Source organism: Streptomyces sp. TAA204 (assembly GCF_000424965.1).
The window spans coordinates 50043-64417 of record NZ_AUKW01000014.1 but is presented as its reverse complement, the minus strand read 5'-3'; the positions used below and the strand labels follow the sequence as shown (position 1 = coordinate 64417).

Sequence of the window (14375 nt, the reverse complement as noted above, 5' to 3'; positions counted from 1 at the left end):
CACGGGCCTCGCGAAGTTGCCACAAGCATAAGCGACGAATGCGCGAAGGGATCCCGGGGGACCACAACTTGTGGTGGCGCCCGCCAATCTAACCACTAGATCTGGTGTCGGTGCGTCAGATGCGGCGACGCGTGTCGCACCCCTGCGGCGCTCCCCGAGACTACGCGAGCCGGGCACGGGCGACGCGACGGGGGCGCGGCTGCGAGACTCCTGGCGGCAGCCCCGGAGCCGGCCGCGGGTGAGGGGTTACACCGTCGGCGCGGCCCGAGTCAGAAGAACCAGAAATTTTCACTCGAACGTGTGTTTGGCGCAACCTTTCGAAACCAACTACCGTTGTCCCACTAGGGAGAACCGCTCGAGAGGGGCTGACGTGACCACCACCGCAGACAGTGCCACCATCACCTCCCAGAACCGCTCCGCGCAGTCACTCGACCACATTCAGCCGCTGGATGAGGCCTTGGACGCGGAGGCACAGGAGGGGCAGCAAGCCAAGCGCTCGCTGCCCGGCCGACCTCCGGGAATCCGCGCGGACAGTTCCGGGTTGACCGACCGGCAACGCCGGGTGATCGAGGTGATCCGTGACTCGGTGCAGCGGCGCGGCTACCCGCCGTCCATGCGGGAGATCGGACAGGCCGTCGGCCTGTCCAGCACCTCATCCGTCGCCCACCAGCTGATGGCTCTTGAGCGCAAGGGCTTCCTGCGCCGGGACCCGCACCGTCCCCGCGCCTACGAGGTGCGCGGATCGGACACTCCCAGCACACAGACCACCACGGACACGACGGGCAAGCCGTCCGCCTCGTACGTACCGCTGATCGGCCGCATCGCCGCGGGCGGCCCGATCCTCGCCGAGGAATCGGTCGAGGACGTCTTCCCGCTGCCGCGTCAACTCGTCGGGGACGGCGAACTGTTCGTGCTGAAGGTCGTCGGTGACTCGATGGTCGAGGCGGCGATCTGTGACGGCGACTGGGTGACCGTGCGCCGCCAGCCCGTCGCCGAGAACGGGGACTTCGTCGCCGCGATGCTGGACGGCGAGGCGACCGTCAAGCGCTTCAAGCGCGAGGACGGACATGTGTGGCTGCTCCCGCACAACGCCTCCTACCAGCCGATCCCGGGTGACGACGCGACGATCCTCGGCAAGGTGGTCGCGGTACTGCGCAGGGTGTGAGGCACCAGCCCGCCTCTCACGGGTCGTGAGCCGCCGCTCCCTGCCGGGGCCGGCGGCTCTGCCGTGACCGGACGCACGACCGCGCACCCAGGCACGCGGTCAGCACCGGGCGCCCAGCACCCCCTGCGTGCGCGGGGTGCCCGGACACCGAGCGCGCCGCGCTACGCCTGGCCGGGCGCGGTTCCCTGCTTGGCCGCGGCGTCGATGGCGGCGAGGGAGCGCCGCACCTGATTGCGGTCCGTCGTGTACCAGAAGTCGGGCATCGAGGAGCGCAGGAAGCCGCCGTAACGCGCCCGCTCCAGCCGCGGGTCGAGCACGGCGACCACTCCACGGTCGCCGGACGCCCTCACCAGCCGCCCCGACCCCTGCGCCATCAGCAGCGCCGCGTGCGTCGCGGCCACAGCCATGAAGCCGTTGCCGCCGTGCTCCTCGACGGCCTTCTGACGGGCGCTCATCAGCGGGTCGTCGGGCCGGGGGAAGGGAATGCGGTCCATCACGACCAACTGGCAGCTGGTGCCGGGCACATCGACGCCCTGCCACAGGGAGAGCGTTCCGAACAGGCAGGTCTCGGCGTCCTCCGCGAAGCGGCGGATCAGCTCGCCCAGCGTCTCCTCCCCCTGCAGCAGAATGGGGACATCCAGCCGGCCGCGCAGATCCTCCGCGGCAGCCTGGGCGGCCCGCATGGAGGAGAAGAGCCCGAGCGTACGGCCGCCTGCCGCGCCGACCAGTTCGGCGAGCTCGTCGAGCATGTCCCGCCGCTGGCCTTCGCGTCCGGGCTGGGCCAGATGCTTCGCGACGTAGAGGATGCCCTGCTTGCGGTAGTCGAAGGGAGAGCCGGCGTCGAGGCCGCGCCACTGCGGGGTCTCATCCCCGGACGCCTCGCCGTCGCCGCCCGGTGAATCGTCCTCGACCACGCGCTCGGGCGCCAGGCCGAGCGAGGCCCCCACGCCGTTGAAGTCTCCGCCCAGCTTGAGTGTCGCCGAGGTGAGCACGACGGAACGGTCGGCGAACAGCTTCTCGCGCAGCAGCCCCGCGACCGACAGCGGAGCGACACGCAGCGACGCGCCGTACCGGTCGTGGCGCTCGTACCAGACGACGTCGAACTCGGAGCCCTCGACGACCCGTTCGGCCACGTCGTGCACGGACTCCATGGAGGCCAGGGCCTGCTTGCGTACGGCGTCCTCGTCCTGCACGGACCGGTCACGGGTGTTCCCGATGGCGGTGATGCAGCCGCGCGCGGCGTCCCGCAGGGCCATGAGCGCGTGCCCCAGGTCCTCCGGGACGGCCTCCAGCCGCCCGGGCAGGGCCAGCTCCATCAGCCTCTCGAAGCTCTCCGCGGCCGTCTGGAGCCGGTCGGCGGCCTTCTCGTCGACGAGCTTCGCGGCGCGGCGCACCGCCCGGTTGACGCCGCCGGGTGTCAGCTCGCCGGTGGCCACGCCCGTCACGCGGGAGACCAGCTCGTGTGCCTCGTCCACGATCAGCACGTCGTGCGGCGGCAGCACCGAGGCGCCCTCGATGGCGTCGATGGCGAGCAGTGCGTGGTTGGTGACGATGACGTCGGCGAGATTGGCGCGCTCGCGCGCCGCCTCGGCGAAACACTCCGCCCCGTACGCGCACTTGCTCGCGCCGAGACATTCGCGGGCGGAGACCGACACCTGGGACCAGGCCCGGTCGGAGACGCCGGGGCGAAGGTCGTCCCGGTCGCCGGTCTCGGTCTCGTCCGACCAGTCGCGCAGACGCAGCAGGTCCTTGCCGATCCGGGAGGTGGGGGCCGCCGCCTCGAACGGGTCGAAGAGGCCCTCCTCCTCTTCCTGCGGCACGCCTTCGTGCAGCCGGTGCAGGCACAGGTAGTTGGACCGGCCCTTGAGCATGGCGAACTCGGCGCGGCGGCGCAGCTGCGGGTGCAGTGCCTCGACCGTGCGCGGCAGGTCGCGCTCGACGAGTTGACGCTGCAGCGCGAGCGTGGCCGTCGCCACCACGACGTGCTCGCCGTGTGCCAGGGCGGGGACCAGATAGCCCAGGGACTTGCCCGTGCCGGTGCCCGCCTGGATCAGCAGGTGGGTGCCGCTGTCGACGGCCTCGGCGACGGCCTCGGCCATGGCGGCCTGACCCGGACGTTCCGTGCCGCCGACGGCGGTGACAGCGGCATGGAGGAGATCGGGGAGGGCGGGCTTGCTCATAGACACCGCACCCTACGCGGAGCCTCTGACAGCACGTCGGTCACACCCGGTACAGGGGGTTGGCGACCGTACCGTGCACGGCGGCGTGCGGGCGTTCCGCGCGGTCGCGGTATCCGTCCAGATACAGACGGTTGCGGTTGAGGCACAGGCGGTCGATGCGCGGGGTGAGCAGGTCGAAGAGCGCGAAGCGGTCCTTCAGTTCGGGGAACCGGGCCTGGTAGCGGTCGATCTCCGCCCGCAGGAGTGACCAGAACTGCTCCTCCGGTACGCGCAATTGCTCCGCGCACAGCGGGGCCAGATGGCGGAGGACTCCCACGAAGAGGCCGGAGTGGATGAACTGCGTGAGGAAGCCGGGCTCCTCACGCAGCAGCACCTCCCCGACCTCCTCGGGCATGTCCTCCAGTTCGGGCAGCGGCGCGGCGCTGACGTTGACGTCGTCCACGAAGTCCTTGACCGCCAGCCGCACCGGCACGTCCGACTCGTCGAAGACGACGACGGCGTTCTCGCCGTGCGGCGAGAAGACCGTCCCGTAGCGGTAGAGGAAGTGCAGCAGCGGTGGGAGCAGGGCCGAGAAGAGGTGGCGCAGCCACACGCCGCCCTCCAGTCCGGAACGCTCGACCAGTTCCGCGGTGAAGGACCTCTCACGGGCGTCCGTGTGGATGAGTGAGGCCAGAGTCCTGGCCCGCTCACCGGACTCCAGCTGCGCGGCCAGCGGTTGGCGCCAGATGCAGCCCAGCAGTTCCCGGTACTGGTACGGCACTCGCGGCAGCCGGTCGTAGAGCGGGTGGGCGACGGTGACGGAGGCGACCTCGCCGAGGAGGACGACCCGGCACTCCTCCCGCAGATACGGGTCGCCGTCACGCAGTGCGTGGATCCACTCGGTCACGGCGGGGGCCGCGAGCGTCCGCTCCGTCGGCAGTCCGCGCCAGACGAGGGTGTTGAGGACGGACAGCGGCAGCTTGACCGTGTGACGCTCGGGCCGGCTGGTGTTGAGGAAGGTGCGGACCGACTGCTGGGGCAGCCGCAGATCGCCGTCCGTGCGCAGCGGTACGACGTCCCCGGCGGCGAGGGATTCCGCGAAGAGCGGGGCGACCGTCTCGTCCCACTGCCAGGGGTGTACGGGCAGATAGAGGTACTCCTCGTCGTCCAGCCCGCGGGAGCGCAGGGTCTGCCGGAAGTCGCGGAGGGTGTCGGGGCTCAGCTCGCGGGCGTAGAGGCTGTGCGCCTCGGCGAGTGCGGGAACGCCGCGGTAGGCGGCGAGGCCGGTGCGTACCGCGATCCAGGGCAGGCTCTGCGCGCGTCGCGCCTCGGGTGCCCACCGGGCGGCGTCGGATGCGGAGAAGCCCAGCCGTCCCTTGTTCGCGACGAGCCAGGGATGGCCCTTCTGGTGGCCTTCGAGCTCCGCGTAGTCCAGGTCGACGAGGCGGTCGGCGGTCAGCTCGCGCGCGGCCAGGTGGACGTCGGCGGTGAGGGTGGCGGTCACGTCGCGGATGAGGTGACCGGCGGTGTCGCCGCTCAGTCCGAGCAGGGTCTCGTGGCCGCGGGCGAGGAACTCGCAGGGACCCGTGCCCGGGGGCGTGAGGGAGGCGGGGTCGACACACCAGTGTCCGTACGCGCCGCGGCGTGCCCGGAAGCGGAGGGTGAGTTCGCCGTCGACGCGCAGGCGGTACGCGCGAGCGGTGCCCGGCAGGACGCTGTCGGGCCCGGACTCCTGCGGAGCGTCGTGCCCGGGGCCGGCCTCCGGCTCGGGGTGGATGATCTCCTCGTACGCGAACTCGCTGATCATCTTTGTCAGCAGCCGGTGTCCGGCACGGCGCCAGCTGTCCGGGTCGAGGCCCGGCGGCACACGCAGCTCCGCCGGGCCGCAGGGATCGTCGCGGCCGTCGTCAGCGGTCGGCAGGTGCACTGTGGTTCTCCTTTGCTCGGGGACAGGGGCAGTGGAGTGTGGGGAACGCGCACGTACGGGCGTGGCCGGCCGACTGTCAGAGGACCTCCCGCAGCTGCCGTTCGCGCACCATGAGGGCCGCGCGTTTGCCCGGCAGGTCCACCTCTGCGGACAGCCGGAATCCCGCGCTCAGGAAGGCCGCGACGGAGGCGACGTTGCGCACGTCCGGCTCGGCCAGCACCCTGCCGCACGTGGGCCGCCGGTCCAGGACGAGGTCGGAGACGGCACGCAGCAGCGCGGTGCCGAGGCCGCGGCCGCGGTCCGGTACGCCGCCGATCAGCAGGTGCACGCCGGTGTCGTGCGGCCGGGCCTGTACGTGCCGTGCGATGGGGTCGAGGTCGGCGCGGTAGATCTCCCAGTAGCTCATCGGGACGCCGTCCAGGACGCCGAGGCAGGGCACGCTGCGTCCGTCACCTTCGAGCTGTCTGCGCAGGTGCGCGGCTGTCACGTCCTCGGGCCCGGAGAGCTCCCAGAAGGCGTCCACTGCCGGGTCGTTCATCCAGGCGGTGATCAGCCGCAGGTCGCGCTCCATGCGGACGGGGACGAGCCGCATCGTGCCGACGGGTGTGCGGGAGGGCGGCCAGGTGTGGACCGCGTCGAGCAGGGCGGACTGCGCCGGAGCAACGGCCGCCGCGGAGCCCTCCGCGAACTGGCTCTCCGCGAACTGACCCCGGGGCGGCTGCTCGTCCCCTGCGGTCCGCGCTGCCTCCCCGGTGGCGGTCCCGTGCCCGGCCAGCAACGCGGCCAGCTCGTCGGCCAGTTGCAGGTCGAGGGTGTCGTCGCCGCTGGAGGAGCCGGAAGGGGGCGGGGTGGGCTGGTCCATTCCGGTACGCGCCTCCTCTCCGGTGCTCGGGGCCGTGCCGCGCGTGGCGGCTTCGGCCCGCGGGTCAGTGGACCAGCGGGTTGGTGATGGTGACGTAGACGGACTGGGTGTCCACGGGGCCGACGAGTTCGTCCATGCCGTGCAGCCGTGTGAGCAGGTTGGCCTTGCAGCGCAGCGTCGGTGAGTCCAGCAGCAGCGAGGGCAGCGGTGAGACGGGCTCGCCCCCGTCGCGCTTGGCCTGCCTGCGCAGGTAGCGGCGGAGACCGGCGAGCAGCAGGCGTTCGTCGGCGAGCCGTTGCTCACCGAACGCCCCGATCAGACCGAGCACGTTGTTGATGCCGAGGTAGTACGCGAAGCGCTCATCGGTCACCGCGTCGGGGACGAAGGAGTCACTGGCAGCGCCGAGTTCCGCGCCGGGCAGCCGCTGCCGCAGCTCGTCGCGGCGGGACTCGCGGAAGTAGTAGCCCTGGTTGTCGCGGTAGCGGCCGCCTGCGGGCCACCCGGCCCCGTCCAGCAGCACCAGCGTGTTCTGCTGGTGGGCCTCCAGGGCGATGCCCGCGTGCGCGTCCAGCCAGAGAACGGGGGTGACGACGGCGTCGAGGTAGCGCAGGAACCACTCGGCGGCCACCGCCTCCGCGGGCCGGTTCGTCCACGCCGACAGCCGCGCGACGATGTCGGCCAGGCGTGAGCGCAGCGCTCCTCCCGCTCCCGGCCAGGGCCGCGGGGCGGTCAGTCCGGCGACGCACACGGCGTCGTCCGCGGGCCCGAACGGGTTGTGCCGGACGACCGTGTCGAGGCCGGGGACCGGCAGCCCGTCGTCCGGACTGTCCACGCCCAGCCACGCGGGGTCCCGGACGATGTCGAAACCGGGGTGCGCGGCACGCCACTTGACGCCGAGGCCCGCGCGCAGCAGACGGTGCACCTCCAGACCGCGCAGCAGCTCCTTGCGGAGGTTGTTCCTGCGGGAGTTGGTGATGGGCAGGTCCAGCGACAGCTTGAGCATGGCGGGTCCGCCGGGACGGGCGACGGTGCGCACGGAGGACGTGGGGTGCCACCGCTCCCCCGCCTTTCCCAGGTCGTGCAGCAGGCCCTGTTCCAGGAGGCGGGCGATGTCGGGCCGGTGAGGGAGCTGACGCGCCTGCCACGGGTGCAGCGGCAGCGGAACGGTGCCGGGCGGCAGCCGCGAGGTCATCTCCTCGCCAGCCAGCCGCAGGGCGAGCTGTTCGCCGGGGACGGTTCTGCCGCGCTCCGTCCAGGCGGAGTCCCGGGCGAGCACGGAGGTGTCCACCGCCATCCAGTGCAGCGGGAAGGCGGCGTGCAGTTCGGGCGAGTACGCCGCGGACTCGGCATCGGTGAGCCCCTGGCGGCTGTTGGGCGTGGGATGCAGGGGGTGACCGAGTACGAGCGCCTGCTCACCGGCCAGGAACGGGCCGGTGCCCGGCGGGTCCTCGGGCTCCGCGCCGCGCCGCGTGAGGAACTCGGCGGTGCGCTGGACGGAGTCGGCGACACGGGCGACGAGCCCGGCGGCCTCCGCGAGTTCGGCTCCCGTCGGTCTTGAGCCCGCTGTACGGGTCCGGTGTGCCGCCTCACGCCCCATGAGTGCCGCCAGCGACACCGCGTCGAGAGGTGCGGCCTCCGCCGGGGCGTCGTCGAGCAGCGGCGGTCCGAAGTGGTGCCGCCCGGTGGGCGACCAGTGGTGCACGCGTACACGCAGGACGACGCCGGTGGCCTCGAGGACGATGCGGAGGATGTCCTGCGCGGGCTGCGGGACGTCGTTCTCGCGTACCCAGCAGCGCAGCAGATTCCCGGCCGCCTCGGCGTTCGCGGCGTGTGCGGGTTCCCCCGGCCGGGCCGTGGGTCCCGGCGCAGCAACGACCCTGGGCACGTCGGCTTCGAGCGCGGTGGCTTCGGGCGCATCGGCTTCGAATGCGGCGCCCGGCTGCGGGTGTACGCCCCCCGGCGAGGTCCGGGCCTGCCCCGGCAGGACGGCGGGAGGAGGAGAGTGAACGGTGGAGGCAGAGGGAGAGGGAGCATCTGGAACGGGCACTTCGCGCACCGTCTCTGGCCTGGTGCCTGCGGCTCCGGTACGGGCGTTCACGAGGTCTCCTCCGGTCTCGGCCGGGCCCGCTGTCAGAGCGGGCCGGTGTCCCCCGTACGTACCAACGAAGCCGGCGCCCCCGGATCACGGGCGAGGTGAACATCCCTGGGGTGAACCGGTCGGAACCGTGGACCCTGCCGGACCCGTCCCCCACGTCACCGGGCATAGTGGGTGCCCACCTCGCCGCGGGCGGGGTCACGACAACTCAAGAGGCAGCAAGAGAGTTTCAGGGGGAGTTCATTCATGTCAGCCAACCTCCGGTCCACGCGGCGACGTCCCGCGCTGACCGTCGCCGCCGTCGTCGCCGCCCTGGCCGTGACAGCCACCGCCTGCGGGCCCGAAGACGAGGACCCGGACAGCAAGCCCAGCGCTTCCCGGTCGGCAGCCGAGCCGGGCAGTGACGAGAAGCGGGAGCTGGGACTGCCGGAGGAGCTGCCGAAGGACCTTCCCAGCTCGCTGGAGGACCTCGACAAGTGGCGCGACGGCGCGTGGAAGAACTGGGACCGGGACGAATGGCTGCGCCAGGCCAAGGAGTTCGTCAACCCGATCATCGAGGACCTGTGGGACCCCGACCGGATGAAGGACGCCGACAGCAACGACCGCAAGGTCGAGGACGACGAGTTCGACGACGGCAGCGGCGGCGACAACGGCACCGGTGAGGACGAGGGCGTCACCGACCCGGCCCCCTCACGGGTGCCGGCGAAGCCGGTCAAGCTCCCCTACACCAAGAGCACCCCGCCCGTCGGCAAGGTCTTCATGGACACCCCGAAGGGCCCCATGGTCTGCTCCGGCACCGTCGTCGAGGACCCGCAGAACCCGGGCAAGTCCAACCTCGTGGCCACCGCGGGGCACTGCGTGCACGCGGGCAGCAGCGGCGGCTGGTTCCGCAACGTCGTCTTCGTGCCGCGGTACAACCCCAAGGGCCTCTCCAACGCGCAGGTGGAGAAGGCGGAACGCAAGGACGTCGCACCGGACGGCGTCTGGTGGGCGAAGTACGCGGGCACCACCGACCACTGGATCAAGGAAGGCTCCAAGGTCGGCGGCAAGGGTGCCGCGCAGGACTTCGCCGTACTGAAGGCGCAGCCGGAGGACAAGAAGGCGGGGCCGTCGCTGGAGGAGACCGTCGGCAAGGCCGCGAAGGTCAACTTCGGCACGCCCCGGGTGAAGTCCGTCTCCGGCCTCACGCCGTACGGGTACCCGGCGGCGCCGCCCTACGACGGGGCGAAGATGCTCTCCTGCACCGACAAGCCCGGCCGTCTGACGATCAACCCGAGCGAGCCGACCATGTACCGCGTGGGCTGCACCATGACCGGCGGGTCCTCCGGCGGCGGCTGGCTCAGCCCCAGCGGCAGGCAACTGCTGTCCGTCACCTCCATCGGTCCTGTCGGGGGCGGCTGGCTGGCCGGTCCGCGCATCGGCGCGGAGGCCAAGGGCGTCTTCGACCGGATCGCCAAGAAGTAGCCAACGGGGAGCGGCCGGGACGGCCGGCGCGGCACTTCGCGCCGTGTTCGTCCCGGCTGCTCCCCGCGGGACACCCGAGTCCCGTCAGCACAGCAACACAGCAGCACGTCAGCACGGCCTTCTGACACACGAGCCCGCCCGGGGGAATCTTCCGATGCCATCGATACGCAGGCAGGGGCGCCACCGCCCCGTACTCCACGCCGCCGCTCTGGCCGCGGCGCTCGCCCTGACCGCCACCGCCTGCCAGTCCGGCGACGGCGGCACCTCGGACGCCGGAGCCAGGCCCTCGGCCGAGCCGTCCTCGACCGAGGACCTCGGCATCCCGGACAAGCTGCCCGAGGACCTGCCCAGCTCGATGGAGGACCTGGAGAAGTGGCGGGACGGCGAGTGGAAGAACTGGGACCGCGAGCAGTGGATCCGTGAGGGGTCCGACTTCGTCAACCCGTACATCGAGGACCACTGGAAGCGCGACCGCATGGACGAGGCGGAGGACAACGGCAAGCGCGTCCCCTCCGATGTCGAGGCCGCCACCGGCGCGAGCGCCAGCGGGCCGGAACCACGCCCGGTCGACGCCCGCACCGTGGACACTCCGTACACCAGGAACGCGGCTCCCGCGGGCAAGGTCTTCATGGAGACCCCGAAGGGGCCCATGGTCTGCTCCGGCACCGTCGTCCAGGACCCCCGCAACCCGGGCAAGTCCAATCTGGTCGCCACCGCCGGGCACTGTGTCCACTCCGGGCGGAGCGGCGGCTGGCTGCGCAACATCATGTTCGTGCCCGCCTACAACAACCGCGGCCTCTCCCCCGCCCGGGTGCAGAACGCGCAGCCGCAGGACGTCGCTCCGTACGGGCAGTGGTGGGGGGAGTGGGCGCAGACCACCGACTACTGGATCACCAAGGGCGCGGCTTCCGGTGGGGGCGGTGCGCAGCAGGACTTCGCCGTGCTGCATGTACGGCCGGAGCAGCGCACCGGTAAGTCCCTGGAGGAGACGGTCGGGGCCGCCGTGAAGATCAACTTCAGTGCGCCGCGCGCCGACAGCTTCTCCGGCCTCAGCTCCTACGGCTATCCGGCGGCGCCCCCGTACGACGGGGCGCGGATGTACAGCTGCACGGACAGGCCCGGCGCGCTGACGCTCGACCCGTCGCAGCCCGCCCTGTACCGCATCGGCTGCACCATGACGGGAGGGTCCTCGGGCGGCGGCTGGTTCATGAAGGGCGAGGGCGGCAAGCCCGAACTGGTCTCGGTGAACTCGATCGGTCCGCAGCCGGCCACCTGGCTGGCGGGCCCGCGTCTGGGCCCGACCGCGAAGGGCGTCTTCGACGGGGTCAGCAAGAAGTACGCGGGCCGGAACTGAGGCGAGAGGACGCAACCGGGCCCGCCTCCGTAAGAGGAGGCGGGCCCTGCGTCGTGCCGGGGACGGCCGGGCAGCCGCAGCGAACCGGGGCGGTGCCCCTCGGCACGCCGGCGGCCGCGGCCGCTACAGCCGCTCGGCTGCTGCCGGTGCGGGCTCGAAGCCGCTCAGCTCCGCAGCGAGTTCCGCGTGCACCCGGGCCTTGAGCAGCGTGCCTTCCTCCGTGTGGGTCTCGGAGAGCACCTCGCCCTCGCTGTGCACCCGTGAGACGAGGTTGCCCGCGGTGTAGGGCACCAGCACCTCCACCTGAGAGGCGGGATGTGGCAGTTCGCTGTCGATGAGCTCGCGAAGCTCCTCGACGCCCTGCCCCGTGCGGGCGGAGACGGCCAGCGCACGCCTCTCGGCGCGCAACAGTCGCTGCAGGACGAGCGGTTCCGCCGCGTCCGCCTTGTTGACGACCACCAGTTCGGGGACGTCCGCGGCGCCGACGTCCCGGATGACGTCGCGTACCGCAGCGAGCTGCTCCTCGGGAGCCGGGTGCGCACCGTCCACCACGTGCACGATGAGATCGGCCTCGGCGACCTCCTCCATCGTGGAGCGGAAGGCGTCCACCAGGTGGTGCGGCAGGTGCCGGACGAAGCCGACGGTGTCGACCAGCGTGTGCAGCTGCCCGCTGGGAGTCTCCGCCTTGCGGACTGTCGGGTCCAGGGTGGCGAACAGGGCGTTCTCCACCAGGACACCGGCGCCCGTGAGGCGGTTGAGCAGCGAGGACTTGCCCGCGTTGGTGTATCCGGCGATGGCGACCGAGGGCACCTTGTGGCGGCGCCTCTCCTGCCGCTTGATCTCGCGGCCGGTCTTCATCTCCGCGATCTCGCGGCGCATCTTGGCCATCTTCTCGCGGATGCGCCGGCGGTCGGTCTCGATCTTGGTCTCACCGGGGCCACGGGTGGCCATGCCGCCTCCGGCCGAGCCGGAGCCGCCACCGCCCATCTGACGGGACAGGGACTGACCCCAGCCGCGCAGCCTCGGCAGCATGTACTGCATCTGCGCCAGCGCCACCTGCGCCTTGCCCTCACGGGACTTGGCGTGCTGGGCGAAGATGTCGAGGATCAGCGCGGTGCGGTCGACGACCTTCACCTTGACGACGTCCTCGAGGTGGATCAGCTGGCCCGGGCTGAGCTCACCGTCGCACACGACGGTGTCGGCGCCGCTGCCCAGGACGATCTCACGCAGCTCCTCCGCCTTCCCGGAGCCGATGTACGTCGCGGGGTCGGGCTTGTCGCGGCGCTGGATGAGGCCGTCGAGCACGTTGGCACCGGCGGTCTCGGCAAGGGCGGCGAGCTCCGCGAGGGAGTTCTCGGCGTCCTGCGGGGTGCCGGAGGTCCACACGCCGACCAGCACCACACGCTCCAGCCGGAGCTGCCGGTACTCGACCTCGGTGACGTCCTCCAGCTCGGTGGAGAGACCGGCGACGCGGCGGAGCGCGGCCCGCTCGGAGCGGTCGTACTGCTCTCCGTCGCGGTCCCCGTCGACCCCGTCACTCCAGGCGACGTCCTCTTCCATCAGGGCGTCGGCCCGGTGATCGGACTCGGCGGCACGCAGACCACGGGCTGTACGGGACGCAGAAGCAGGCGATGAGGAAGAGGAGAGGGTCATTTGATCCTTACGTCGTGGGAAGGGGCGGGGAGGCCCGGAATGCCCCGGCGCCTGAAACGCTCAGGCTCCGGGTTGCAGGGGTCGTCCCTGCTTCGTGAACGCTCGCCGGGCCATGTTGATTCCCGGCCCGGCGCCGCCGGGCGCTTCGTGCGCCGCTGGAAATGGTGGCACGAAGCCCACGTCGCGTCACCTGGATTCGGGCACGCCCCCACGGCGGGGCATCGGCGGGGTCTTCTCGCCGAAGAGCCATCCCTTCAGGAACCGGCTCTGGTTCTTGCCGGAGATCCGGCTGGCGAGGTCGATGTAGTCCTCGGTGGAGGCGCTGCCGTCGCGATGACGGGAGACCCATTCCCGCTGAAGGCGCTCGAAGTCGTCGGCGCCGATCCTCGCGCGGAGCGCGAAGAGCACGAGTGCGGACCCCTCGTAGACACTGGGCCGGAAGATGTCCGTGTGTGGCCCGGTCCGGCGCGGTCTGGCCGGCGGCCCGTACTTCTGCCGCCAGGAGTCCGACTGCCTGTGGGCGTCGCGCGCCCGTGAGGCCACCGACGGGCCGCCCCGCCCGGCCGCGTAGAACCACTCGTACAAGGTGGCGTTGCCCTCGCTGAGCCACAGGTCCTCCCAGCGGTGCGGGGAGACGCTGTTGCCGAACCACTGGTGGGCCAGTTCGTGCACCATGACCGCCTCCTTCTCCCAGGCGGGGACCGCGTCGGAGGTCAGCAGCGACTTCTCGAAGAGCGAGAGCGTCTGGGTCTCCAGCTGGAATCCCGTGTCCGCGTCGGCGACCAGCAGCCCGTACGTCTCGAACGGGTAGCGGCCCAGGCGCCGCTCCAGCCATTTCATCTGCCCGGGGGTCTTCTCCAGCCACGGCTTCAGCGCCTCACGGTCCCCGCGCGGCACGACGTCCCGCAGGGGCAGCCCGTGCGGGCCTTTCGAGCGCAGCACTGACGAGCGGCCGATGGAGACCTGCGCGAGTTCGGTGGCCATGGGGTGTCCGAGCCGGTACGTCCACTCCGTCCGGCCGCCCTTCCGCTTCTTCCCGGTCAGCTTGCCTGCCGCAGTCACCGACAGAGCGCTGGGGGCCGTGACGTGGAAGGTGAAGGCGGCCTTGTCGGAGGGGTGGTCGTTGCCGGGGAAGACGCGGTGAGCGGCGTCCGCCTGGTTCGCCATGGCCAGTCCGTCGCGCGTACGCAGCCAGCCGCCCTTCCCGGCCTCGCCGGTGGGGCTGGTGTGCCGGACCACCACGCGCATCCGCTCGCCGGTGCGCACCGGGTCGGCGGGCGTGACGACCAGGTCCTCCTTCAGCGTCCGGTGGTGGGCGGGCCGGCCGTTGACCCGGACGGAACTCACCTTTCCCGCCGTGAAGTCGAGGTTGAAGCGCGGCAGTCCGCTCGGGGCGGTGACGTCCGCCTCGATGGCTGTACGGGCACGGAGCGGCTCGGTGTTCTCTCCCGAGTAGTCGAAGGAGAGGTCGTAGGCGCGTACGTCGTAGCCGGGGTTGCCCAGGTAGGGATAGATCCGGTCGCCCACGCCGAGCGGCGCCGGTGCGGGCACACCCGCGCCGACGAGCGCGAAGACGGTGGCGACCACGGCCGTACACGTGCAGGGGTGGACCTGCCGCGTCGCGGGACGGTATGAGAGCACCATGCCTCACCGCTACCAGCAGGCCCGCGGCGCTCCGCGATGCCGCAGCAGCGGC

The 14375-nt window shown here is 71.7% G+C and carries 8 protein-coding genes and 1 pseudogene; 3 read left to right on the top strand and 6 right to left on the bottom strand.

Annotation, left to right across the window (positions count from 1 at the left end; translation table 11 throughout):
• Nucleotides 1-490 precede the first annotated feature (490 nt).
• Nucleotides 491-1165: pseudogene (gene lexA, locus H343_RS0118970) on the top strand (transcriptional repressor LexA); the annotation flags it as partial.
• Nucleotides 1166-1326: 161 nt separating this feature from the next.
• On the opposite strand, the gene H343_RS0118965 reads toward lexA, so the two are convergent.
• The 4 genes from H343_RS0118965 to H343_RS31505 form a co-directional block, all read right to left on the bottom strand.
• Nucleotides 1327-3345 carry an ATP-dependent DNA helicase gene (locus H343_RS0118965; protein ID WP_028432442.1) on the bottom strand — a complete coding sequence of 673 codons (2019 nt, stop codon included), beginning with the start codon at nucleotides 3343-3345 and terminating at the stop codon, nucleotides 1327-1329.
• 40 nt (nucleotides 3346-3385) lie between these two features.
• Nucleotides 3386-5245 (bottom strand): IucA/IucC family protein, encoded by a 1860-nt coding sequence (locus H343_RS0118960; protein WP_486586963.1) that lies wholly within the window; start codon nucleotides 5243-5245, stop codon nucleotides 3386-3388.
• Nucleotides 5246-5327: 82 nt separating this feature from the next.
• Nucleotides 5328-6113, bottom strand: coding sequence for a GNAT family N-acetyltransferase (locus tag H343_RS0118955; RefSeq protein ID WP_028432440.1), 786 nt, complete (start codon nucleotides 6111-6113; stop codon nucleotides 5328-5330).
• Nucleotides 6114-6177: 64 nt separating this feature from the next.
• On the bottom strand, nucleotides 6178-8211 hold the full coding sequence (locus tag H343_RS31505) for an IucA/IucC family protein (protein ID WP_486586955.1): 2034 nt from the start codon (nucleotides 8209-8211) through the stop codon (nucleotides 6178-6180).
• Between the two features lie 243 nt (nucleotides 8212-8454).
• Here H343_RS31505 and H343_RS0118945 point away from each other — a divergent pair, with 243 nt between their 5' ends.
• Together H343_RS0118945 and H343_RS0118940 are read left to right on the top strand one after the other, a co-directional pair.
• A complete protein-coding gene (locus H343_RS0118945; RefSeq protein WP_028432439.1) occupies nucleotides 8455-9672 on the top strand; it encodes a hypothetical protein in 1218 nt (405 codons plus the stop codon).
• Nucleotides 9673-9826: 154 nt separating this feature from the next.
• Nucleotides 9827-11026 (top strand): hypothetical protein, encoded by a 1200-nt coding sequence (locus tag H343_RS0118940; RefSeq protein WP_028432438.1) that lies wholly within the window; start codon nucleotides 9827-9829, stop codon nucleotides 11024-11026.
• A 123-nt stretch (nucleotides 11027-11149) separates the two neighbouring features.
• Here the strand turns inward: H343_RS0118940 and hflX are convergent, their stop codons facing one another.
• Both hflX and H343_RS31500 read right to left on the bottom strand, forming a co-directional pair.
• Nucleotides 11150-12679 carry a GTPase HflX gene (hflX, locus tag H343_RS0118935; RefSeq protein WP_028432437.1) on the bottom strand — a complete coding sequence of 510 codons (1530 nt, stop codon included), beginning with the start codon at nucleotides 12677-12679 and terminating at the stop codon, nucleotides 11150-11152.
• Between the two features lie 186 nt (nucleotides 12680-12865).
• On the bottom strand, nucleotides 12866-14323 hold the full coding sequence (locus H343_RS31500; protein WP_051265532.1) for a M1 family metallopeptidase: 1458 nt from the start codon (nucleotides 14321-14323) through the stop codon (nucleotides 12866-12868).
• Between the last annotated feature and the right edge of the window lie 52 nt (nucleotides 14324-14375).

Bases quoted from the DNA above. Each gene is read 5' to 3' on its own strand.
- H343_RS0118965 (WP_028432442.1), bottom strand. From the start codon at position 3,345: ATGAGCAAGCCCGCCCTCCCCGATCTCCTCCATGCCGCTGTCACCGCC.
- H343_RS0118955 (WP_028432440.1), bottom strand. From the start codon at position 6,113: ATGGACCAGCCCACCCCGCCCCCTTCCGGCTCCTCCAGCGGCGACGAC.
- H343_RS0118945 (WP_028432439.1), top strand. From the start codon at position 8,455: ATGTCAGCCAACCTCCGGTCCACGCGGCGACGTCCCGCGCTGACCGTC.
- H343_RS0118940 (WP_028432438.1), top strand. From the start codon at position 9,827: ATGCCATCGATACGCAGGCAGGGGCGCCACCGCCCCGTACTCCACGCC.
- hflX (WP_028432437.1), bottom strand. From the start codon at position 12,679: ATGACCCTCTCCTCTTCCTCATCGCCTGCTTCTGCGTCCCGTACAGCC.
- H343_RS31500 (WP_051265532.1), bottom strand. From the start codon at position 14,323: ATGGTGCTCTCATACCGTCCCGCGACGCGGCAGGTCCACCCCTGCACG.